General features: G+C 67.6%; 19 protein-coding genes and 2 pseudogenes. 10 read left to right on the plus strand and 11 right to left on the minus strand.

The window, feature by feature from the left end; all coding sequences use genetic code 11:
• Position 1 precedes the first annotated feature (1 nt).
• From HND92_RS19460 to HND92_RS19470, 3 genes and pseudogenes are all read left to right on the plus strand, one after another.
• Complete coding sequence (locus HND92_RS19460) at positions 2-574, plus strand: hypothetical protein (protein WP_253940073.1); 573 nt, start codon at positions 2-4, stop codon at positions 572-574.
• Positions 469-924, plus strand: a pseudogene (locus HND92_RS19465) (TonB-dependent receptor domain-containing protein); the annotation flags it as partial. The gene HND92_RS19460 and the pseudogene HND92_RS19465, both read left to right, overlap by 106 nt.
• 40 nt (positions 925-964) lie before the next feature.
• Positions 965-1,246 carry a TonB-dependent receptor gene (locus tag HND92_RS19470; protein ID WP_253940074.1) on the plus strand — a complete coding sequence of 94 codons (282 nt, stop codon included), beginning with the start codon at positions 965-967 and terminating at the stop codon, positions 1,244-1,246.
• Between the two features lie 106 nt (positions 1,247-1,352).
• On the opposite strand, the gene HND92_RS18520 is transcribed toward HND92_RS19470, so the two are convergent.
• From HND92_RS18520 to HND92_RS18560, 9 genes are all read right to left on the minus strand, one after another.
• Positions 1,353-1,853: a GNAT family N-acetyltransferase gene (locus tag HND92_RS18520; RefSeq protein WP_172208997.1), complete on the minus strand. Its 501-nt coding sequence runs from the start codon at positions 1,851-1,853 to the stop codon at positions 1,353-1,355.
• Entirely contained in the window at positions 1,850-2,566 is a 717-nt protein-coding gene (locus tag HND92_RS18525; RefSeq protein WP_011807157.1) for a riboflavin synthase, read from the minus strand. Before HND92_RS18525 ends, HND92_RS18520 begins: the two co-directional genes overlap by 4 nt.
• Before the next feature lie 130 nt (positions 2,567-2,696).
• Positions 2,697-5,513, minus strand: coding sequence for a BPTD_3080 family restriction endonuclease (locus HND92_RS18530; RefSeq protein WP_011807158.1), 2,817 nt, complete (start codon positions 5,511-5,513; stop codon positions 2,697-2,699).
• Between the two features lie 6 nt (positions 5,514-5,519).
• Positions 5,520-6,122, minus strand: a complete 603-nt coding sequence (locus HND92_RS18535) for a DUF4276 family protein (protein ID WP_011807159.1) — start codon at positions 6,120-6,122, stop codon at positions 5,520-5,522.
• Between the two features lie 2 nt (positions 6,123-6,124).
• The gene (locus HND92_RS18540) at positions 6,125-7,285 is read right to left on the minus strand and encodes an AAA family ATPase (RefSeq protein ID WP_041836131.1); all 1,161 of its coding nucleotides are present in this window, start codon (positions 7,283-7,285) and stop codon (positions 6,125-6,127) included.
• A 10-nt stretch (positions 7,286-7,295) separates the two neighbouring features.
• Positions 7,296-10,682 carry a site-specific DNA-methyltransferase gene (locus HND92_RS18545; RefSeq protein WP_172208999.1) on the minus strand — a complete coding sequence of 1,129 codons (3,387 nt, stop codon included), beginning with the start codon at positions 10,680-10,682 and terminating at the stop codon, positions 7,296-7,298.
• A gap of 356 nt (positions 10,683-11,038) precedes the next feature.
• Positions 11,039-12,406, minus strand: a complete 1,368-nt coding sequence (locus HND92_RS18550; protein ID WP_172209001.1) for a sensor histidine kinase — start codon at positions 12,404-12,406, stop codon at positions 11,039-11,041.
• Positions 12,403-13,074: a response regulator transcription factor gene (locus HND92_RS18555; protein WP_011807163.1), complete on the minus strand. Its 672-nt coding sequence runs from the start codon at positions 13,072-13,074 to the stop codon at positions 12,403-12,405. Before HND92_RS18555 ends, HND92_RS18550 begins: the two co-directional genes overlap by 4 nt.
• Positions 13,074-13,403, minus strand: a complete 330-nt coding sequence (locus tag HND92_RS18560) for a PepSY domain-containing protein (protein WP_172209003.1) — start codon at positions 13,401-13,403, stop codon at positions 13,074-13,076. Before HND92_RS18560 ends, HND92_RS18555 begins: the two co-directional genes overlap by 1 nt.
• A 147-nt stretch (positions 13,404-13,550) precedes the next feature.
• Between HND92_RS18560 and HND92_RS18565 the strand changes: the two genes are divergently transcribed.
• The 6 genes and pseudogenes from HND92_RS18565 (at position 13,551) to HND92_RS18590 (ending at position 19,475) form a co-directional block, all read left to right on the plus strand.
• On the plus strand, positions 13,551-14,933 hold the full coding sequence (locus HND92_RS18565) for a ferric reductase-like transmembrane domain-containing protein (RefSeq protein ID WP_172209013.1): 1,383 nt from the start codon (positions 13,551-13,553) through the stop codon (positions 14,931-14,933).
• A 20-nt stretch (positions 14,934-14,953) separates the two neighbouring features.
• The gene (locus tag HND92_RS18570) at positions 14,954-15,376 is read left to right on the plus strand and encodes a PepSY domain-containing protein (protein ID WP_172209015.1); all 423 of its coding nucleotides are present in this window, start codon (positions 14,954-14,956) and stop codon (positions 15,374-15,376) included.
• A gap of 39 nt (positions 15,377-15,415) precedes the next feature.
• Positions 15,416-15,898: a DUF2271 domain-containing protein gene (locus HND92_RS18575; RefSeq protein WP_047349248.1), complete on the plus strand. Its 483-nt coding sequence runs from the start codon at positions 15,416-15,418 to the stop codon at positions 15,896-15,898.
• 13 nt (positions 15,899-15,911) lie between these two features.
• Positions 15,912-18,088, plus strand: a pseudogene (locus tag HND92_RS18580) (PepSY domain-containing protein).
• Positions 18,069-19,052 carry an FAD:protein FMN transferase gene (locus HND92_RS18585; protein WP_172209017.1) on the plus strand — a complete coding sequence of 328 codons (984 nt, stop codon included), beginning with the start codon at positions 18,069-18,071 and terminating at the stop codon, positions 19,050-19,052. Before HND92_RS18580 ends, HND92_RS18585 begins: the two are co-directional and overlap by 20 nt.
• 102 nt (positions 19,053-19,154) lie before the next feature.
• Positions 19,155-19,475 carry a hypothetical protein gene (locus HND92_RS18590; RefSeq protein ID WP_172209019.1) on the plus strand — a complete coding sequence of 107 codons (321 nt, stop codon included), beginning with the start codon at positions 19,155-19,157 and terminating at the stop codon, positions 19,473-19,475.
• Positions 19,476-19,511: 36 nt separating this feature from the next.
• Here the strand turns inward: HND92_RS18590 and HND92_RS18595 are convergent, their stop codons facing one another.
• Positions 19,512-19,979 carry a hypothetical protein gene (locus HND92_RS18595; protein WP_123675469.1) on the minus strand — a complete coding sequence of 156 codons (468 nt, stop codon included), beginning with the start codon at positions 19,977-19,979 and terminating at the stop codon, positions 19,512-19,514.
• Between the two features lie 53 nt (positions 19,980-20,032).
• Here HND92_RS18595 and HND92_RS18600 point away from each other — a divergent pair, with 53 nt between their 5' ends.
• Positions 20,033-20,833 carry a cation-translocating P-type ATPase gene (locus tag HND92_RS18600; protein WP_305793033.1) on the plus strand — a complete coding sequence of 267 codons (801 nt, stop codon included), beginning with the start codon at positions 20,033-20,035 and terminating at the stop codon, positions 20,831-20,833.
• A 46-nt stretch (positions 20,834-20,879) separates the two neighbouring features.
• Here the strand turns inward: HND92_RS18600 and HND92_RS18605 are convergent, their stop codons facing one another.
• On the minus strand, positions 20,880-22,610 hold the full coding sequence (locus HND92_RS18605; protein WP_253940075.1) for an FAD-dependent oxidoreductase: 1,731 nt from the start codon (positions 22,608-22,610) through the stop codon (positions 20,880-20,882).
• Between the last annotated feature and the right edge of the window lie 89 nt (positions 22,611-22,699).

The raw sequence follows: 22,699 nt of genomic DNA on the forward strand, positions 1-22,699 counted from the left end.
CATGACTGCATATTCCTTCCGCGCGCCTGCCTTGCGGTGCGCGCCCCTGTCCTCGCACCTCACCCCCTGCGCGCTGGCCTGCGCGCTGCTGCTGGCAGGCCCGGCCCTGGCCGCGAACGACGCCGTGAACAACGCGGCCGCGGCCCCCGAGCACACGCTGCGCGACGTGGCCGCCACGCTGCAGTGGCAGCCCGACTGGCAGCTGGAGACGGGTCTGGACGCGCAGCGCAGCCCGCACGACAAGCGCAGCGGCACGCCCAGCGTGCCCTACGACAGCAAGCCCTGGATGCGCGACGCCAAGTTCGAGAACCTGGGCGCATTTGCCGAGCTGTCATGGCAGGCCCAGGCCGACACGCGCTGGGTGGGCGGCCTGCGCCTGGACCGCGCCGAAGCCTGGCGCTACCCTGCCCGAGCGGCATGGGCGGCATGGCCCCGGCGGCCGGCGCGGACCACCGCACGCGCTCGGCCATGCCCAGCGGCTTCGTGCGCTGGGAACGCACGCTGGCGCCGCAGGGCGCGCTGGTCTACGCGGGCCTGGGGCACGTGCAGCGCTTTCCGGACTACTGGGAGCTGATCTCCCCCGGCAACAGCGCGGCCAGCGCCGGCAACGCCTTCGCCACGCTGCGCCCCGAGAAGACCACGCAGCTGGACATGGGCGCGCAGTGGAAGGGCGCGGACTGGCAGCTGTGGACCTCGGCCTATGTGGGCGTGGTGCGCGACTACATCCTGTTCGACTACACCGGCATGAAATCGGCCGTGCGCAACGTCGACGCGCGCACCGCCGGGCTGGAGCTGGGCGCCAGCCAGCGCCTGGGCACGGCGTGGACGGCACAGGGCACGCTGGCCTACAGCTGGGGCCGCAACACCAGTGAAGGCCGCCCGCTGCCGCAGATGCCGCCGCTGGAGGCGCGCCTGGGCCTGGAATACGCCCAGGGCCCGTGGAGCGCCGGCGGCTTGTGGCGGCTTGTGGCGCCTGGTGGCCGCGCAGCACCGCCATGCCAACGGCCAGGGCAACGTGGTGGGCCGCGACCTGGGCGCAAGCGCCGGCTTCGGCGTGCTGTCGCTGCACGCGGGCTACCGCATCAACGCGCAGCTGAAGCTTGCCGCAGGGGTGGACAACCTGCTGGACAAGAACTACGCCGAGCACCCGAACCTGGCGGGCAACGCCGGCTTCGGCTACCCGGGCGGCGTGCGCATCAACGAACCCGGCCGCACGCTATGGCTGCGCGCGGACCTGCAGTTCTAGGCTTCGGAGGCAATTAAAAAGATAGCTGGTCGCGCTTGCTGCATGGGGCTTTCAGGCACAAAACATTCTGAAATCCTTTGATGGCAAGCGCTAACAGCTATCGTTTTTACAGTGCCTGCGCCATGTACACCGCGCCAGCGCCGTAGCTGTCCAGGTGGCGCTGCTGCGCGGCGTCCTGCACCAAGTGCGCGGCATAGCCCTGGCGCGCCCAGTAGGCTTGCGAGCCCTGCACCGACACCAGCGCCGTGTGGCGCAGCCCCGCCGCGCGGGCCCGCGGCAGCAGCCGCGTGAGCAACGCACGCGCCAGGCCCCGGCCGGCGCAGGCGGGCAGCACCGCCATGTCGTGCAGATACAGCGTATCGGGCGCCGGCACGGCATCGAAGTCGCCGTGCAGCGGCGTGACCTTGCCCAGCAGCGAGTGGTAGGCCGCCAGGTAGGCGGCCACGCGCCCCTCATGCTCCAGCACCAGCGAGCAGTTCACGGGGCTGGCCAGGCGGCGGGCAAACACCTCGGCGCTTTCGACGTAGGCGTCGCCGTAGCAGGCGCGCTGCACCGCCAGCAACGCGGGCAGGTCAGCCGTCGTGAGGGCGCGCGGCGCGCCGGTCATCGCTGCGGCGGCAGGGCCCTGGACGGGTGCGGAAGGTAGTCGTCCAGCGACAGGCCCTTCTCTTTCAGCAGCCCCTCCAGCACCGGCGCCAGGCGGCCCAGGCTTTCCTGCACGGCCTCGCGCACGGTGTCCACCACCACCTGGGTGCTGCGCTCGATCTCGATGTTCAGGCGGTCACCCACCTGCACGTCCTCGAACACGGTGGCGCGGCGCGTCTCGGGGATCAGCCAGACCTCGAACCAGCCCTCGGCGCGGTCCACCTCGGCCACGGTGAGGCTGGCGCCGTGGAGGGCGATGTAGCCCTTGGCGAACACGTAGCGCCGAAACGCATCGGGCACGGCCACGCGCCACACCAGGTTGTTGTCCAGTTCGCGCCGCTGCACCAGCTGCCCGGTGAAGTCGATGTGGCCCGACAGGGGGTGGCCGCCGATCTCAGCGCCCTCCTTGGCGGCGCGCTCCACGTTCACGCGGTCGCCCACGGCGTAGCTGCCCAGCGTGGTGATGTTCAGGCTTTGCAGCATCACGTCGAACGTGGCGCGCGTGGGCGAGAGGATCTCGGTCACCGTGAGGCACACGCCGTCCGTCGCCACGCTGGCGCCGATGGCGAGGTCCTGGCAGAAGCCAGCGGGGAATTCGAGGGTGAAGGTGCGCAGGCCGGCGCGGTCGTCGATGGCGGCGATGGTGGCCGTGGCTTGGACGATGCCTGTGAACATAAACGTGGATTTCCTTGGGCAGTGCAACCTGCCCCGCGAGGAGAAAGAGACGGGATTCTGCCAGCCGCTACTGGCCTGCGCATGGCCCCTTTGACGCGTAAAGCTCGGTCAGGGGGAAGATGCGAATTCATCACTTCGCAGCGTGCTTCGCAAGGACATCTTGCAACCCTGCTGCGCTACCTGCCACCACATCCCACGCCCAACTGCCCAGGCCGCCTTGCGCATTCACTGCCTGCACCCATTGATCCAGTGCCTGTCGTTTAGCTTGGTCTTGGGGTGAGTCTTCGCCCTTGATCTCCAGCACCAGGGTCTTGCCTGATGTGAATCGCACCAAGAAGTCAGGGATGTACTTGCGCTTGGTGCCGTTCCACAAATACAGGATGTGAAAACCCAGGTGGTCGTTCTTTACCCAGGCGGCCACATCCGGGTGCGTTTCGGCCACATTGGCAGCGTATTTTTCCCAGCCACTGTCCACCACGATGTGACTGATCTGGCTGCGCTGCGTGGGCTCGGCTACGCGCGTGGTGTACCAGGTGCGCATGTCGCGCGTGCTGCCCACCGGACGCTCGCCATCAAACACTGCCTCCAGCCGCAAGGTGTTTTGCTCGATCACATAGGCCATCAGATGCTGCACGATGGCATCCATGTGCATGGAGAACAAAATCCGCTGGCGCAGCGGGTCTTGATGAAACAGCGACGGAATGTCGATCTTGCCCGACGCCAGAAACGTCTCCACCAGCCGCACCAACTGAAACAGCAAGTATTCCCGTTGCCCTTTGAACTGGTCTTGCAACTGCTCAAATGCCTTCTGCGCCGCCTTGAACACCAGTCGCTGTAGCCGAAACTCCTCGGGCAGTTTCTCCAGGTCGATGGTGGTGATCTGGCTCCAGTCGGCTGCGCCGCCCAGCGCGGGGGCAATGTCCGCGTGCAGTGCCACTTTGGCCGGGTCAATCGTCAGCGTCGGCACCTTGCTCCACTCCACGACCAGCTGTGGACGCACCACCTGGTCCACCCGCAGGATGTTGGGCCATTTGATCTCATGCACTTGCCGCTCGGGCAGGGCCTTGATTTGCACGCTGGGCTTGGGCGGTGGCGGCGGGGGCCCATCACCACCGGGTGGCATAGCCACCGACAGCGGCACGCCAAACACGTTCACAAATTCCGGCGCATACAGGCCCGTGGTGGGGTCGATGTCGTAGGCCACGCGGCGCAGGCCCCGGCCAATCACCTGCTCACACAGCAGCTGACTGGTGAAGGCGCGTAGCCCCATGATGTGCGTCACCGTCTTGGCGTCCCAGCCCTCCGACAGCATGGCCACCGACACCACGTTCTGCAGGTCTTGCCCCAGCTGGCCAGGTTTGCCCACCGTGTCCACCAGCTCGCGCAGCACTTCTTCTTTTTTGGTGCTGCTGGCCAGCCAACGCTCTTTGCTCTGCGGCTCAATCCGCGCGGCCTGCACGATGCTGCGCAGGCGCGCGTCATAGTCTTTGTCGGCGCTGGCCGCTTCGCCCACTTCGGCTTTTTCCAGCACTTTGGAATCCACCCGCAGCGTGCGCTGGGCATCGTGCAGCTCGGCCCACTGCGCATGGCCCTTGGTGAAATAGTGCTCCACCCGTGCTGCGGTTTCGGTGCGGTTGCATACCGTCAGCATCACTGGGGGCGAGAGGTGCCCCTGCGCCGCCCAGTCGGCCGCCGTGGCACGCCAGTCGGCCCCCAGCAGCGTGTAGGCCTGCTGCACCAGCGCGGGCAGGGGTTCGTGGGCTTCGGCCTTGCGGTTCAGGTCTTCGGCCACATCGGGCTCGCGGTACAGGTGGTAGAGCTTGGGGCGCAGCGTTTGCGCATTGGGCAGAGCATCGTCACGCACCACCACGCGCGGCGTTTTCACCAGCCCGGCCTCGATGGCATCGTTCAGGCCAAAGTCCGACACCACCCAGCTGAACAGGCCCGCCTCGGTGTTGCTGCGCCCCGTGGGCGCAAAGGGCGTGGCCGACAGGTCGTAGCAGCGCGCAATGCGCCGGGTTTTGTGGATGCGGTCCAGCCCCTCCACCCAGCGGGTGGCCTCGTCCAGGTCAATGCCCAGCGCCTCGGCCTCGGCCTTGCTCACCTTGATGTCGGCGGGCTTGCGGTAGGCATGGTGCGCCTCGTCGTTGATGACCACCAGGTTCTTGGCGTTGGCCAGCGGGCCCAGCACGCGGCGGGTGTAAGCCTCGTCGCTCTCTTTGCCCTTTTTCACCACCGAGCGCTCTTGCTCTTTCAGTGGCATCAGGGTGTGCCAGTTTTCGATCAGGATGCTGGCCCGGTTGAGCTTTTGCCGCAGCGCCTCGGAAGGGCACAGCTCAAACTGGTCGTAGTAGTTCTGCTCGTGCCCCGGCATCAACACCTGTAGGCGCGACTTCACCGTCAGGCCCGGCGCCACCAGAAAAATGGCGCTGGAATACTTGCGCGGCGACTTGGGGTAGGTCAACGCGTTCAGCACCTGCCAGGTGATGACCATAGCCATCACCGTAGTCTTGCCGCTGCCCGTGGCCATCTTGTTGCACAACCGTTCAAACGCGCCGCCGTCGCCCTCGATGAAGATGCCCTGCCGATATTCAGGCAGCGCCTCCAGGTGCCAGATCAGCGTTTCTATGGCTTCGAGCTGGCAAAAGTAGAACGGGTACTGGCGACGCGACACCTTGTCTGCATCCCACCAGTGCTGCAGCAGCGCCAGCGTCACCGCCGTGGTGCCCGGCCAGCCATCGGCGCGCCACTGGCGCACCCGGTCGCGGATGGTGTCCACCAGCGGGATGGCCACCTGCCGCCGCGTGTTCTCGCGCGTGTCGATGATCTCGTAGCCCGCCGGGCGGCGCACTGGCTCGCGCCTCAGTGTGCGGTCGGGGTTCTCGGCCCAGTGCTGCTGCGGCTCGGTGAAGGCTGAGTTGATGATGAGGGAGGTGGGTGAGGTCAAGGCGCTTCACTTCAAAAAGGTTTGCAGGCGATCAAAAGTGCGCGCCAGGCTGGGGGCGTGCGCCATGGCGGCGTCCACATTCCAGCGCTCATGGACAAATTGGCGCATGCGCTCGTTGTACAGCGGCCCAATCGAAACCGCACTGCCTTGCGCTGGCACCAGTTCTGCTACCAGCCGTTTGTTGCGGCTGCGCCGTACCAGATTGATCAGTTCTTGCTTGGGGTCGGCCAAGGACTCGGGCGCAGGAGAAATTTTGTTGACCGGTATGCCCGCAAAGCTTGCAAACCCCTCCTGATCGGCCAGCACCCAAGCCTCTGCCTCACGCACTGCCACCCGAAACAGCATGGACCGAGGCAAAGTGGCAACCCCCCACTGTTCGCGCAACTGCGGGGCGCACGGCGTCTGATCCAGATCCACCAGGACGACGTGGGGCAAAGCGCGGCTGGCGTTCAGGTACTTGGACACCGATTTGCGCATATTGCCCACCCCGCGCGCCACCAGAGGCCGCAGCACCGTATAGCCGCGCCCGGTATGCGCAAGCACCTTCTCCATCAGGACCAGGCTCAAAACGTCTTCCACCACCAGGGCGATGTCCAGCGGTTGGGCCATGGCTAAAAAATGGAAAGCTGTTCAATCTGGCTTGGCGGGGCCTTGCGAACCATGGCCTCGGCCACGTTGTAGCCCGCCGCAACCAACTCCAGCTCCTGGGCTGTGGCAGGCACAACGCGTGTGCCTTCGGCCGAAGGCTCCAGCCGCAGCACATCGCGCGGGTCCACGCTGCTGTGCTCCAGCAGGGCCTCGCTGTGGGTGGTCACAAACACCTGGCGGCGGTGCTTTGCCCGGCGCTGCATCTGCCACAGCAAGGGCGGAATCTGCCGAACAATCGACTCGTTCAGCGACAACTCCGGCTCCTCCAGCAGCAGCAAAGAGTCGCCATCGAGCAGGCTCCACATGATGCCCAGCAGGCGCAGCGTGCCATCAGAGAACTGGTCTTCACGCTGCCAGCCCGCATCGGGCCGCCAATGCTCGTAGAGCGCTTCCAGGTGGGGCGTGCCCGTGGCGTTGTCGCGGCTGAATTTCAGGTCGCGCATATTGGGCACACAGGCCCGCAGGGCCGATTCGATTTTTTTCAGACGTGCATCGCGGGTGCGGTCCGGGGTTTTGGCAATGCGCTCCAGAAACGACTGGCCAAAAGGGTCACCTTCCAGCAAGACGCTGGCGCCCAGCTCCGCATGTTTGAGCAATTGCGGCACCAGATGCAGATAAGTCAGTGCGCCAAAAAACTGCGCAATGTCCCGAAAATCCTTGTTCGCGTTGACCTGCTCCAGGCTGGTTTCCGTCAAACGCTCACGGTCTGCCTGGTCTTCCGGGTTGTGGGGCCGGTCGAGCAGCACGGCGCCCGTGCGCAAGTCTTCCACCCGCTCCTTGCTTACCACCACCCGCTGCTTGCCTTTGCCCTCGCTGCGAAAGGCCAGGCAGTAGCGCCAGATGGCCGGGGTATCTATTTTTTCTGCCAGATCGACCTCGATCAGCACCTCCGGGTTGCTGCGCGCCAGCAGGCAGCGCACCTTGGTCATGCCGCCGCGCATTTCCACGGCGCGCTGCAGCCCCCCACCCTTGGGTTTGGCCACATCGCGCAAAAACCGGAACACATCCAGCAGGTTGGACTTGCCCGAGGCGTTCGGCCCAATCACGAACACCCGGTCGCGCAAATCCACCTCGATTTTTTTGAAGTTGCGCCAGTTTTGCAGTTGGAGTCTTGAAATCAGCACTGCGCTCTCCTTATGCCTGGGTTGCCGAAGCATCCAGCCGCATCACCTTCAGCGACTCAATGCCCCGGTCGTCCACAATTTTCACGGCCACCGTGCGGTTGTCACCGGCAGCAAACGGCAGCGACACGGTGCCGGTGAAGGCTTGCAGCAACTCTGTATCCAGCTCGGCGCGGATGTCCTTTTTCAGCTTCATCCAGCCCTCGTCCTTGCCCGCCATCGGGAAGAACACCTGGTGCGGGAACAGGCTGCGCCCGTCGTAGTCGGTATCGAGCTGCCACGCGGCAATCTTGCCCTTGCCGCCCGACACCAGTTCGCCCTTGGCCGTGTCGAAATAGTCAAAGCCGTTCACCTCCACCTGCCACAGGCCATCGGGCAGTTGCGTCAGCAGCACATCGGGCTGGCCCATGAGCCAGAAGCTCTGGTTGCTGCTGCGGGCTTTTTTCAGGTCTTCGGTCAGCAGGTCGGTGTTCATCTGCGCCTTCAGTGCGGTGATGCCTTTGAGCGCGTCGATGTCCTTGGCCGCCTCGGGGTCGAAGGCGAAGGCGCAGAACACGATCATCTTGGGGCGGGGGAACAGTTCGCCCGCCTCGTTCAACGCGCGCTCCACCTGGCGCTGCTCCAGCGCGCCGTGCTCGGGGCCAAAGCTCACCACCACGCGCTCGCCGGTGTCCAGGCTGCCGCTGGCGTGCACGCTGGTGGTGCCGGGCAACACCTCCAGTTCGGCAAAGCGCAGCATCTGCCCACCCTTGCCGCGGATGCCGGTTTTCAGCAACTCATCGCGCCAGGTGTGCTGGCGGCTGGTGTGGCCGCTGCGCGCCAGGCTCATATCGGCCAAATCGGCCGCTTGCGCTTGCCCCGCTTGCGCCGGCAGCTCCTCTAGTGATAGCACGGTGGGGAAGGGCACGGCTTCCACCGTGAACGGGCCGCACACGCGCAGCTTGGTCTTGTCACGCTCGGGTTGGTCGTACAGGGTTTCGCTTTCAGCGTTGGCGGCAATGCTGCGGTCCATCTCGGCCTGCATTTTTTGGCGCGCGGTGTGAAAGGCCTCGAACGCTTGCTCCACTCCCGTCAACGCACGCTCTTGCCCCACCTGTGCAAGCTCTTGCCAATCTCGGAGATGCTCTGGCAACCAGTCCTTCGGTAAATCAAAGGGCACCTCCCATTCCAGCAAGGCGTCACCCGCGTGGAAATCCAGCTTCTGCCCTTTGCGGGCACCTTCAGTCGGCGTGAACCAGGGAATACCAAAGTCCTGCGCGGCATCCTTGAGCAGGGCATTCAGCTGCTCCAGTGCCGACGCAATGGCTGGGTGCATACGCTCGTAAATCGCATCGATCTCGGCATTGTTGGCAATGCTTTTGAGCGTGACGTGGGGCACGGTTTTGTAGATAAAACCGCCGCGCAGCCCCTCATGCGGGTAGCGCAGGGCGAAGTAATCAAAACTGGCGGTCATCAGGCGCTGCTTGGCCAACGTGATGGCCACGCGCGAGGTATCGCAGGTGATCCAGCGGCGGCCCCATTTCTCGGCGACGTAGGCCGTGGTGCCGGAACCGCAGGTGGGGTCCAGAACCAGATCGCCGGGGTCGGTGGTCATTAGCATGCAGCGCTCGATGACTTTTGTAGTTGTTTGCACAACATAAACTTTGTCAGCATTAAAGCCACCAGACTGGGTATCAAGCCAAACATTACCCAATGGTTTTGCCGCATTGAAGTCCCAAAACAGCTTAAAAGCAACGTCGTTGCCTAGCTGAAATATATTTCCCGAACGAGCCACTCTAGGCAGGTCGGTGACAGGATCTACCGTCCAGTGTCTATTTGGATTACACCAGTAATCTAGGCCTTGAAAATTGAATGGCTTTGGATTACTTGATGGACCATCCGAATTTGTTGGCCCGTGTCTAAAAATTCGTCCTATCTCAAGCGTTTTTTCAGGGTTTTCCGATTCATCGCTTGTAAACCATCGCCAATCACCATTTTTCAAGAGGAGGCGGCGATAGTATTTGTCGTTTGGCTCTGGCGTTGGAGAGAACTCCCTGAGGTCTCGGTATTTAACAGCCTCCTTATCTTTTGCATACCAAACAACATAATCTTCAATCAGTGACAAAGTTTTCTTTGTAAATCCCCCAGTTTTCTGAATGATTATTTGGCCTAGGAAGTTTTCCGGGCCAAAAACCTCATCCATCAACTCCCGCACATGGTGCAAGTTCTCATCCGAAATCTGCACAAACACGCTACCCGAATCACTCAATAGCTCGCGCGCCAATAACAGCCGGTCGCGCAAATAGGTCAAATACGAGTGAATGCCCAGCTCCCAGGTGTCGCGGAAGGCTTTGATCATTTCGGGCTCTTGCGTTAAATCCGCATCGGCCCGGTCTTTCACGTCGCGCTTGCCCACAAAGGGCTGGAAGTTGCTGCCGTACTTAATCCCATACGGCGGGTCGATGTAAATCATCTGCACCTGCCCGGCCATGCCTTCCTTATTAACCAGGCTGTTCATCACCAGCAGGCTGTCACCCGCCACCAGCCGGTTGGCCCAGCCGCGGTCGTGCTTGTAGAAATCCAGCGCCGCGCGCAGGGGCACGCTTTCAAACGGCGCTTCAAACAGCCCTGGCTGGAAAAAGTTTGAGTGTTTTTGGCCTCTAGCGCCCGTCCCCCCTGCGCTAGCAGCTACTGAATTGCTAGCGTTTTGGCGCTTACCGACGCTGCTCAGAATGCTCATGGCGTCGATGCGCTCGTGTACGTGCAGGCTCACGGTGTCCACTTCAAAGCTGGTGCGCTCGGCCTTGCCCGTCCATTGCAAATAGGGCGCACCCATACGCTGCAAGGTTTGCAACGCATGGCGCATGGCGGCGGGGTCGTTACCGGCCAAGGCATCGGCAATCAGCGCGTCGGCCTGGGCGCGGGCGCTGTCAAATTGCAGCGCAGGGTCTAGGTGCGGGTCGTAGGCCCAGCGGGTTTTGGGTTGCTCGGGGTCGCTTTCGGCGTTCACCAGGCCCACTTCGGGATTGTTCTTGCGCCGGTCGGGGTGGCGGTAGGCCAGCACCTGGGTGTCGCCGTTGTCAGGCTGCTTGAGGCTGGGTTTGGCTTTGGGTGCTTTGGGCTGCTTGTCGGCGGCTGCAGGGGCGGGTGCGGTAGGGGCATCGAGCGCAAAGTCTGGCCGTTGCGCGCCGGTGGCCCGGGCGGTGGCGCCGCCGCGCCCTTTGCCTTTGACGGCCAGGCCGGCAGCCACCAGCGCTTCGCGTGCGGTTTTGAAGTCTGCTTCCGTGGGGAGGGGCTGGTGCCCGGCGGCCTGGGCGGCGGCCAGAAACTGCTCCAGCAGCGTGATATTGCCCACGGTGGTGTGGTCTGCTGGCAGCAGGTTGAGCAGCAGCGTTTGAAGCTGTTGTTGTTCGTTGGTCATTTGCTCCGTCCCCTCTGTGCTCGATAAGGGGGGAGTTATAGCAGGGCATTGCGCCGGATTTCATTGGCATGGCCAGTAGGGCCTGTTCACACTATTTTTGCCAGTGCGAAGACCATGGAAACGGCGCCCATCTAGGCGCGTGACGACGCCAAGGCCGGGGCCTTGGCTAGAAACGCAACAACGAGGGGCGCCGTTTCCATGGCCTTCCCTTCGGGTTGCAACCCAAAGCGCCATCCGCGTCGTTGCCAAGCCTCGCTGGGGCCGCACCCCAGCCTCGTTTGGCGCCTAGCGCCTGGCGCTTTGGATTGCAACGCATCTGGCAAAAATAGTGTGAACAGGCCCTAGGAAGCGGTGCTTCAGTCCGCCGCCGGCAGGCACAGGCGCAGCCGCGCCCCGCCCAGCGGCGAGGCCTGCGCCTGCACGCTGCCGCCATAGGTCTGCGCCAGCGCGCGCACGATGTCCAGCCCCAGGCCCGAGCCGGGGCGCTGCTCGTCCAACTGCACGCCGCGCTCGAACATGCGGTCGCGCAGCGCTTCGGGAATGCCGGGGCCGTCGTCGTCCACGGTGAAGCACAGCAGATCGCCCTCGCGCCGCACATCCACCACCACGCGCGTGCGCGCCCACTTGCCGGCGTTGTCGATGAGGTTGCCCAGCAGTTCGTACAGATCCTGCTCCTCGCCGCGAAAGGCGCCATCCTGCGCCTTTGGCGCCAGCTCGAACGCCAACTGCCGGTCGGCATGCAGGCGCTGCATGGTGCGCAGCAGGGCCTGCAGCGGCGCCAGCACCGGCGTGCGCAGCCCCGTGGCGCGCACGGCGGCGGCGGCACGGGCGCGGGCGAGGTGGTAGTCCACCTGGCGGCGCGCGCTGGCCACCTGCTCGGTCACCAGCTGCGCCAGCGGCGTGCTCTCTTGTGCCGCGGCATTCGCCAGGATGGACAGCGGCGTGTGCACCGCATGCGCCAGGTTGCCCGCCTGGGTGCGCGCGCGCTGCACCATGTCGGCGTTCTCGGCCAGCACATGGTTGAACTCATTGACCAGCGGCTGCAGCTCCTGCGGGAAGCACCCTTCCAGCCGCGCGGCGCGCCCGCCGCGCACGGTGGCCAGCTGCTCGCGCAGCAGTTGCAGCGGGCGCAGTGCCAGCTGCAACTGCACCACCACGGCGATGGCCAGGCCCAGCGCCAGCAAGCCCAGTGCGATCAGCAGCAGGTGGGTGAAACGCTGCAGCGGCTCGGCCAGCAGGGCCGTGTCGCCCGCCACGACCAGGCGCAGCGGCGGAGCGTCGTCCTCGGGCAGCTGCAGAGTGCGCGCCACGGACAGCAGCGCATGGCCCTGCGCATCGTGCAGCTGCAGCACGCGGTAGCCGCGCGCAGGGTAGTCGCCCGGCACGGGCGGCAGCGCCAGCACCTGGTCCCACAGCGAGCGCGAGCGCGCCACGGCGGCCTGCGGCGCCGCGCCCACCTGGTCCACCTGCCAATACAGGCCCGACAGCGGCTGCGCCAGCCGCGCATCACCGGCCAGCGGCGCCACGGCCGTGCCGCCCTGCGGGGTCCATTCCACCGAGGCACTGAGCTGGTCGAGCTGCACCACCAGTTGCGCCTGTAGCTGCTGGGTGATGTGGTCTTGGAACAAGGTGCGCAGCGCCCAGCCCGCGAGCGCGATGCTGAGCAGCATCCACGCCAGCGTGCCCGCCAGCAGGCGCAGGCGCAGAGAGCCGCCCACCCTCATGCCGTGGCGCCGGCCTCGGCCAGCCGGTAGCCCAGGCCGCGCACGGTCTCGATGCTGCCCGGCGGCAGCTTCTTGCGCAGGCGGCCCACGAAGACCTCGATGGTGTTGGAGTCACGATCACTGTCGTGCGGGTAGATGTGCTCGGACAACTCGGTGCGCGACAGCACCTGCCCCTTGCGCTGCATCAGCAGCGACAGCAGTTTGAACTCGTGGCTGGTGAGCGTGAGCGGCTGGCCGTCCACCAGCACGCGCGCCTGGCGCGTGTCCAGCCAGATCGGGCCGCACTGCCACTGCGCGCTGGCGTGCTCCCCCAGACGGCGCAGCAGCGCACGCAGGCGCGCGAGCAGCTCCTCCATGTGAAAGGGCTTGGCGAGGTAATCGTCTGCGCCCGCGTCCATGCCCGCCACCTTCTCATGCCAGGCGGCGCGCGCGGTAAGGATCAGCACCGGCATGTTGCGCCCCGCGGCGCGCCAGCGGCGCAGCACCGACAGGCCGTCCAGCACGGGCAGGCCCAGGTCCAGCACCACGGCGTCAAAGTCTTCCACCTCGCCCAGGTAGTGGGCCTGCGCGCCGTCGCTGGCGGCTTCCACCGTGTGGCCCGCCGCGGCGATCGCCTGCACCAGTTGGTCCCGCAGCGTAGGTTCATCTTCCACGACGAGGATGCGCATCAATGTTCCTTGCGTTTGATCTGCAGCACACGTCCATCGACCGCGTCGATCTTCAGCTTGGCCATGCGGCCGTCCTGCTGCAGCAGGCGGATCTCGTAGAGGAAGCGACCGTCATCATGCTCGAACTCCACCTTGAGCACCTGGCCCTGGTACTCGCGCTCGACCTTCTCGAGCACGGTACGCAGCGGCAGCACCTGGCCGCGCTCCAGCGCCTGGCGCGCCAGGTCATGGTCGCCATGGCCGCGCTCGGCGGCCTGCGCGGCAGTGCCCGCGGTGGCGGCGGCCACCGCAAGGGCCATCAGGACGAAGGGGCGGCGCAAGGCGTTCATGGGCGTTTTTTATACGTGCACGTCGATGAATGTCGCATGAACGCGGCCTTCAGCACGAGTTCATCGTGGCTTTTCCAGAATCGTTGCCAAGCCGCTCGCCACACACCCGTGGCGGGCCACTTGCTCAACGCACAAGAAGGAAACGCCATGCGCATCAAGATCGTCCTGGGAGGCTGGCTGCTGGCCATCACCCTGGCCTGGCTCGCGGTACTGCCGCCCGAGCTGGGCGTGTCCCCCCTTGTGGATGCACAGGGGGCAGCCACTGGCTGGTGGCAGCTGCGCCAACAGGCGCTGTATCTCTCGGGTCTGTGGAGCATCGGCCTGATGGCACTGGCCATGGTGCTGGCGCTGCGCCTGCCCTGGCTGGAGCGCCCGCTGGGCGGCATGGACCAGGTCTACCGCCTGCACAAGTGGGCCGGCATCGGTGCGGCGCTGACGGCCATCCTGCACTGGGGCGCCGATGCATCCAGCGACTGGATCAAGGGCCTGTGGGGCCGCGCCGGCCGGCCGGCACGCGACGCCGTTCTGCCCAGGCTCACCGACGCCCGGGGCTTTGCCAAGGACCTGGGCGAGATGGCTTTTTACCTGCTGCTGGCCATGGTGGCCATCACGCTGCTGACCCGGCTGCTGGCCTACAAGCCGTGGCGCTTCCTGCACCGCGCCATGCCGCTGGTGTTTCTGGCGCTCACGCTGCATACCGTGGCGCTGATGCCGCTGACCTTCTGGACGCTCCCGCTGGGCCTGCTGATGGGCACGTTGCTGGCGCTGGGCAGCCTGGCCGCCGTGTGGTCGCTGGCCGGCTGGATCGGCCGCGCACGCAGCCACGCCGGCCACATCCATGCGGTGCGCACGCTGGGCGATGGCGGCGCGGCGGCGCCCATTGAGGTGATCTGCGCCCTGCCGGCAAGCTGGCCGGGCCACCGCGCGGGGCAGTTCGCCTTCGTGCGCTTTGATGCGTCGGAAGGCGCGCACCCCTTCACCATCGCCAGCGCACCGGGCAGCCTGGGCACCAGTGCGCAAGGCGAGCCATTGCTGCGTCTGGTCATCAAGCCACTGGGCGACTACACCCGCACCCTGGGCCGACGCCTGCAGGCCGGGCAGCGCGTGGACATCGAAGGCCCCTACGGCTGCTTCGACGGCCGGGGCCGCCACCGCCGCCAACAGGTGTGGGTGGCGGGTGGCGTCGGCATCACGCCTTTCCTGGCGCTGCTGGAAGCCCGGCAGCCGGGCGCCACGCCAGGGCCCTCCAAACTGCAGCCGGTGCAGATGCACTACTGCACCCGCGACGCCGCCACCGATCCGCTGCTGCCGCGCCTGCGCACGCTGTGCGCGCAGGCCCAACCACCGGTCACGCTCACGGTGCACGGCGACGCCCAGGGCCAGCGCCTCAGGCCCCAGGACCTGGAGGCCACCCCCGGCCCGCTGGACATCTGGTTCTGCGGTCCGCAGGGTCTGGGCGATGCGCTGCACGCGCACGCCAGCGGCCCCCGCCCGTGGCGCGTGCACCGCGAGTCCTTTGCCATGCGTTGATCCACCGAAAGGAGCTTTCCATGAAACACCCGACCCCGTTGCTGGCCCTGTGCCTGGCCCTGGCAGCAGCCCCTGCGCTGGCGGACGATGACTGCGAGGCCCCCGTGCAGCACTGGCAGTCACGCGACGCCGTGATGCGGCACGCGGCCGCCCAGGGCTGGCAGGTGCAGCGCCTCAAGATCGATGACGGCTGCTACGAAGTGCGCGGCCGCGACGCCCAGGGCCGTGCCTTCAAGGCCAAGCTGGACCCCCAGACGCTGCGCGTGGTGAAGATGAAACTGCGCGATGGCAGCCATGAACCTGAGCGCGAACGCCGGCGCGAGCGCGATCGCACCCCGTCCCGCGATGCGGCTCCCGCCCAGGACACTGCGGCACCCCTGACGGCGCCGGCCCAAAACCCCGTACTGACGCCCGGCACCACGCCACGCAGCCAGATCGAATGACCCTTTGAATCATCCACACGCTCTTACCGGAGAACCTCCATGTCCAGCACCAAACCCCTGCTGACCACCGTGGCCGCCGCCTGCGCGCTGACCCTGCCCGCCTTGGCACACAGCCGCGAGGTCACGCTCTCGACCACCCTCAAGAACTACGGAGGCGACGGCGCCTACCTCGCCGTCTACCTCACCGACGCCAAGGGCGCCTACGCGGGCACGCTGTGGGTGGCCGGCGGCAAGGCCAAGTACTACAAGCACTTGGCCGACTGGAACCGCCTGTCCGCCAAGGACGGCAAGCGCCTGCAGGGCGTGACCGGCGCCAGCGTGGGCGCGGGCCGCACGCTCAAGGTGACGGCCGACCTGGCCGACGCGCTGCTCGACGCGGGCTACGAGATCCGCATCGACGCTGCCGCCGAGGACATGCGCGACAGCCCGTCGGAGATCCGCGTGCCCCTGTCCACCGCCCAGGCAGGCAAGCCGCAGGCAGGCAAGCAGTACATCCAGTCATTCACCTACCAACTGAAATAAGCGAGGGGCATCCATGGTTTGGCGGCAGATCCACCGCTGGTTGGGCCTGGTGGCCGGCACGCTCGCGCTGGTGCTGGGCATTACGGGCACGCTGTTGGCCCTCGACCCGCTGCGCAACGCGTGGCAGGCGGCTTCCCCGGCGCAGGACCTGCCCGTGGCAACCCTGGTGCAGCGCGTACAGACCAGCGTGCCCGGCGCGGAGGAAATCCGCCACCTGCCCTCCGGCGGCATCGTGGTGCATGCCTTTGACAACGGCCAGGCCCAGGCCCTGCGTGTGGACCCTGTGGACGGCCGCGTGCTGGGGGCTATGAGCCCTCACTGCTGCCACGCTGGGTGAAGAACCTGCACCGCTCCCTGCTGCTGGGCGACGCCGGGCGCATGACCGCGGCCGTGGTGGCGCTCGCCATGCTGGTGCTCTCGGTCTCGGGGCTGGTGCTGCTGCTGCGCCGCATGGGCGGCTGGCGGCAACTGGCCGGCCCGGTGCGCGGCACGCTGGCGCAGCGCCTGCACGTGCTGGCGGGACGGGTCATCCTGTTGGTGCTGGCGGTGTCCGCCGCTGCCGCCCTGGTCATGAGCGCCGCCACCTTCGGCCTGCTGCCGCTGGATGCCCTGGCAGAGCCCGACGTGGCCTCCGTACAGGGCAGCCAGGCCGCCCTGCGCGCCGACCAATTGCCCCTGCTGCAGGAGCTGCGCGTTCAGGACCTGCGCAAGCTGAATCTGCCGGCGGCCGACGATCCGCAAGACACCTGGCGCGTGACCACCGCGCAGGGCCAGGGCTGGGTAGACCGCTACAGCGGCCAGACCCTGGCCTGGCAGGACGCCACGGCGGCGCAGCGCGTACACGACTGGGCGTTGCTGCTGCACACCGGCGAAGGCGCGTGGGTCTGGGCGCTGGTGCTGGGCGTCATGGGAGCCAGCATCCCGCTGTTCTGGATCACGGGCGTGGTGTTGTGGTGGCAGGCCCGTCGCAGCCGCCCCCGCATGGCCAACAACAGCCCGCTCGCGCAAGCCGACAGCCTGGTCTTCGTGGCCAGCGAAGGCGGCACCACCTGGGGCTTTGCCCAGGCCCTGCATGCCGCACTGGTCTCCACAGGCCAGCGCGTGCACACCACGGCACTGGAGCACTGGCGCGTGCCACCGACCGCACGCCAGGTCTATGTGCTGGCGGCCACCTATGGCGACGGCCAGCCGCCGGCCCATGCGGCGCGCGCGCTGGACGCCATCACGCGCCAGCCCGTCACGGGAGCGCAAGTCACGGTACTGGGCTTTGGCGACCGGCAGTTTCCCGCCTTCTGCGCGTATGCCGAGGCGCTGGAGCAGGCGCTGTGCGCGCAGGGCTGGCCCACGCTGCTGCCGCTGGAGCGCATCCATCAGCAGTCCGCGCAGGAGTTCGCACGCTGGGGACGGGCCTTGTCGCAAGCACTGGGTCTGCCCTTGCAGATCGATTACCAGCCGCGCCTGCCGCGCACGGTGGCACTGACGCTCGCCGCGCGGCAGGACTTTCCGGGCGGCGCGGGCGAACCCGCGGCCATCCTGCGCTTTGCCCTGCCCGCCCGCGGCCTGCCCCGCTTCGCCGCGGGCGACCTGATCGGCATCGTCGCGCCCGGCCAGGCCGTGCCGCGCTACTACTCGCTGGCCAGCGGCACGCGCGACGGCTTCGTGGAAATCTGCGTGCGCCGCATGCCCGGCGGCGTGTGTTCCAGCCACCTGCATGCGCTGCAGGCGGGCGACAGTGTGCAGGCGTTCATCCGCTCCAACCCGGGCTTCGTGCTGCCCGCGGGCCGCGCGCCGGTACTGCTGATCGGCGCGGGAACGGGCGTGGCGCCACTGGCAGGCTTCATACGCGACAACACGCGCCACCGCCCCATGCACCTGTACTACGGCGCGCGCCATCCCGAACGGGACTTCTACTTCGGCACCGAGCTCCCGTCCTGGCAGGCCGACGGCCGCCTGGCCGGGCTGCACACCACGTTCTCCCGTACACCGGGCGGTGGCTACGTGCAGGAAGTCTTGCGCCGCGATGCCACGCAGGTGCTTGCACTGATCGCGCAGGGCGCCCTCGTGCGTGTGTGCGGCAGCCGCGCCATGGCCCAGGGCGTGGCACAGGTGCTGGATGCGCTGCTGGGCCCGCAGGGCCAGAGCCTGGCGCAACTGAAAGAGCAGGGACGCTATGCCGAAGACCTGTTCTGACCCGCGGCGGCTGGCGCTGCATGGCCCCACCATGGGCACGCGCTGGTCGGTTACCTGCGATGCGGCGCCGGACACCGATGTGCAGGCGCTGCAAACCGCGCTGGCCGCCGCCGTGCAACTCGTGGATGCGCAGATGTCGCCCTGGCTGCCGGGCAGCGATCTCAACCGCTTGAACCACGCCCCCGTGGGGGCCTGGGTCACGCTGCCCGCTGAAATCCTGGAAGTATTGGTCTGCGCGCTGGACGTCTGCCGCCTGAGTGCGTGCGCCTTCGACCCGGCCGCGGGTGCGCTGGTCGATGCCTGGGGCTTTGGAGCGGTGCGCGACGCTCCCGACGCCGAGGCGATCCGCACAGCCACCAGCGCGGCACCTGTCGCGCGCATCCCCACGTACGAGGCGCTGGAGCTGGACAGCGGCATGCTGCGCGCCCGCAAGCACGCACCCGTGCACCTGGACCTGTGCGGTATCGCCAAGGGCTACGCCGTGGACCGCATGGCCGACGTGCTGCGGCAGAACGGCGTACCGCACGCCCTGGTGGCGCTGGACGGCGAGCTGCGCGCCGTGGGCGGCCAGGCCGATGGCCAACCCTGGGCCGTCGCGGTGGAAAGCCCCGAGACCGAACGCCGCGCCGTGCACAGCGTGGTCGAACTGCAGGACCTGGCTGTGGCGACCTCGGGTGACTACCGGCACTATCTCCAGGTAGGCGACGCACGGCTGGCGCACACCATGGACACGCGCCGTGGCGCCCCCGTGCGCAACGAGGTCGCCTCTGTTACGGTGTTGGCGCGCCAGTGCATGCACGCCGACGCCTGGGCCACCGCACTGCTGGTGGCCGGCCCCGGCGAAGGGCTGGCGCTGGCCCAGCGCATGGGGCTGGAGGCGCTGTGGATGCTGAGGCGCGGCAACGGACTGATCACGCTGGGGCTGGGCCGGTTCGGCTCGGGCGCACCGGCGAGCGGGGTATGAACGGCAGGTGAATCCAGCGTTCAGCACTGATTCACCGCCTCCCGCGCAGACTGCAGGCACAGTCACTTTCGGCTGCAATCACCGGGCACAAAGGAGTTCATCATGCGCACCACCTTCTCTCTCGCCGCGATCGGAATGCTGGTGGCCGCCCTCGGCGCCCCCGCATTTGCCGGGGACCGCGACCACCACCAGGACCGCCGCCACCCGCGTGAGCGCGCCATGGTCACGCGCTGCGACGACAACGCAGGCCAGGGCATGCAGGCCATCCCCAACAACGCAAGCGCCCAGGAGCGCGCCCACGGGTGGCAGTATTTTTCGGACCCTGCCGCCTGCCGCGCCGTCGTCATCAGCCCCCAGGGCGACTACTACTTCAGCCGCGGCAGGGGCCTGCGCTGGGTGGCCGCGGCGCAGACGGAGGTCTGACGGGACGAGGCAAGGAGCTGGAACCCACGAGGCCGCTTATGCGCCGCCGGGCTCCACGCCATTCCACGCCGCAGCCTGCAGGCTTTCGGGCAATTCATGCGCCAGCGCCTGGTGCTCGCGCTCATGGTGATGCTCCAGGACATGCCGCAGCGCATGCGCCGCATCCAGCAGCCCCAGCACCGCAGCGCGGCGGGCCTGCTCGCCCTGCGGCGGCTGCTGCGCCATTGCCCGCACCTTCAGCAGGTACTCGTCGGCCAGCAGCGCGATACGGTCGTGCTCCACCAGGTACACCCGCGCGGCCCAGCGGGCACCCGGCGGCACATGGGGCAGTAGCCGCGTATTTTCGATCTCGATGTGCTGGGCCAGGTCGGCGCGCCAGCGCTGCAAGCGCTGCAGCGCGCTATCGAAATCCGCACCCACGACATCCAGCAGATGGGCGTGCAGCTGCGCCTCCAGGCGCTCATGCTGATGTTCAAAAAACGGAGGGGAACTGCTCACTTGCATAGATCAGGAATGGCGCAAAGACCGGCGCTGGGGTTATACACCGCGGCCTCGCCATGACCGGTGACGGCGTGAACGACGCCCCCGCGCTCAAGGCCGCCGACGTGGGCATCGCCATGGGCGAGCGCGGCACCGATGTGGCGCGCGAGGCCGCGGCCCTGGTGCTGCTGCAAGACAGCTTTGCACACATCGTCGCCGCCATCCGCCAGGGGCGGCGCATTGACGACAACGTGCGCAAGGCCACACGCTTCGTCTTCGCCGTGCACGTGCCCATCGTCGCGCTAGCGCTGGTGCCTACCCTGCTGCACTGGCCCGCGCTGCTGCTGCCGGTGCACATCGTGCTGCTGGAGCTGCTCATCGACCCGGCCTGCTCCGTCGTCTTCGAGGCCGAGCCCGAGCAGGCGGACACCATGCAACGCCCTGCCCGCCCGGTGCAGGACTCGCCCTTTGCCCTGCGTGCGCTGCTGTGGCCCCTGGCACAAGGCCTGGGCGTGGCCGCGCTGCTGCTGGGGGCGCAAGCCTGGCTGCATGCCCAGGGCTGGGAGGCCGCCCCGGGCCGCGCCGTGGTGCTGGGCACACTGCTGGTGTGCGTGCTGCTGCTCATCCAGGCGCAGCGTGACCCGACGCGGTCGCTGCTGATGCTTCAGCCGCGCGCCAACCGCTGGCTGGTCCCCATGGCGGCGGCCGTGGGCCTGTTGCTGGCAGCGCTCCTGGGCATTCCCGCTCTGCGTGCGCTGATGGGCCTGGCCCCTGCCGGCCTTGCAGCCTGGGGCGCGGGCGCAGGGGTGCTGGCCTTGAGCGTGGTCTGGCTGGAAGGGCTGCGGCGGATCGCCCGCCGCAAAGAGAACGCCCGCTGAGGCGCGCATGCGCAAAGCAACCGTGGCTCAGCGCTCCGTGCTTTGCCTACCAGCGCACCGCCAGCCCCGCCGCATGGCCGCGCGTGAAGGCTTCTTCGAACACCGAGTAGCCCGACCAGTCGGCGTGCGCGAACAGCAGGCGCTGCGTGCCCGGCGTGGGCGGCACGGGAACACGCTCTCCATTGAATAGCTGGTAGCGCTTGCCAGACAAGCGCGAGAGGCCGATTTGGCTCAAAAAAGCCTGCGTGCCCGGTACGGGGATGGACATGGCGTGGCCGTAGCGTGTGATCTCCATGCGTGTGGCGCGCTCGGGCAAGTCCGGGTGGGGCACGGACAGGGCCGCCAGGATGGCGCTGCGCCAGTGCGTCCAGGGTTGCTCTGCCAGCTGCTGGCGGGCGCCCGGCACGTCGCCCAGCGCCTGGTAGTAGGTGAGCACCGTGGGGCCGCTGGCGGCGGCGCGCGGGTCCAGGCGCTGGTGGCCGGCATGCACGTAACCCAGGCCGCCGGGCACGGGGTCGGCATAGAGCACGTTGTCCCACGCGGGCGCGGCGCCCTCGCGGTCGGCCAGCGGCGCACTCACATGGATATTGGCCACCAGCCACGGCGCCCATTGCAGGCGGCGCGCGGCCTGGGCAAGGAAGTCCGGCGCGGGCTGCACCACGCGCGCGGCGACGTACACCGGCAGCGCCACGATGCAGCGGCGCGCCTGCCAGCGCTCGATGCTGTCGGTGGCGTGCAGGTACACATCCACCTCCACGCCGCGGCGCGTCTCGGCGATGCGCAGCACGCTGGCGCCGGTGCGCAACTGACCGCCCTGCACCAGCGGCGCGGCCAGGCGCTGGGTGAGCCAGCCGTTGCCCTCGGGCCAGGTGAGCACGCCTTCGCGCTCATCGCCGGCATCGGCCTCCAGGCCCGGGGCATGAAAGCCGTGGCGGCTGGCGAAATAGTGGATGCCGGCCCAGGCCGAGACGCGCGCCGTGCCGGCGCCGTAATCGTCACGGCAGCAGTAGTCCAGGTACCAGCGCAGGTGGGCGTCATCCAGGCCCTGCTGCGCCAGCCACGCATCGAAAGTCATAGCATCCAGCGCTTGATGGGCGGGCGCCAACGGCTTATTGGGCACCCAACTCTTGAGCACCGGCATGGTGAAGCGCACGCCGCGCGAAAGCGCGGCCACCTGCTCGGCAAAGCGCCGGTACTGCGCCAGCGTGGACTCCCCCACCCCGGCGACGGGCAGCAGGCCCTCCTGCCAGTGGCCCTGGAAGTAGAGGCGCTCCTGCGGGCTGTGGCTCAGGTGGCGCTCGTCATACCGCCAGCGGCCGGCCACGCGCTGGCGCAGGCCCAGCTCCTCCAGCAGGTCCTGCACCTCGCGCGCATGCTCTCCGGGCACGGGCAGGTAATGCGCGCCCAGCGGGCAGGCAATGCCGTTCACGCTGCCGGCGCGGCTGTTGCCGCCGGGCTGGTCCTCCATCTCCAGGCACTGGAAATCATCCACACCCGCCAGGCGCAGCGCGCGTGCGGCCGCCAGCCCGGCCACCCCGCCACCCGCGATCACCACCTGGGTGCGGCGCACGATATCGGGCGTGTAGGGCGCGCCCTCGGCCAGCCGGTCGCGCAGCGCATGGCCGCGCGCCATGTCGATGCCGGTGTAACCGCCCAGCACGTCGGCCGGCGCAGGCTTGTCGCAGCCGGGCAGGCCGAGCCCCGCGGCCAGGGCGGCGCCGGCCTGCAGCAACTGGCGCCGGCGGGGAGAGAAAGGAGTGTGGGCGGGGTTGGACATGGGCCGCCCACTGTACGGCATCGGCCCCGGCCGGGTTCGTCAGACACCGCCGGCAGGGGCAGGGGCGGGGTCGTCCCGCAGCATCGGCC

The organism is Diaphorobacter sp. JS3050 (genome assembly GCF_013154915.1).
GTDB classification, from domain to species: Bacteria; Pseudomonadota; Gammaproteobacteria; order Burkholderiales; family Burkholderiaceae_C; genus Diaphorobacter; species Diaphorobacter nitroreducens.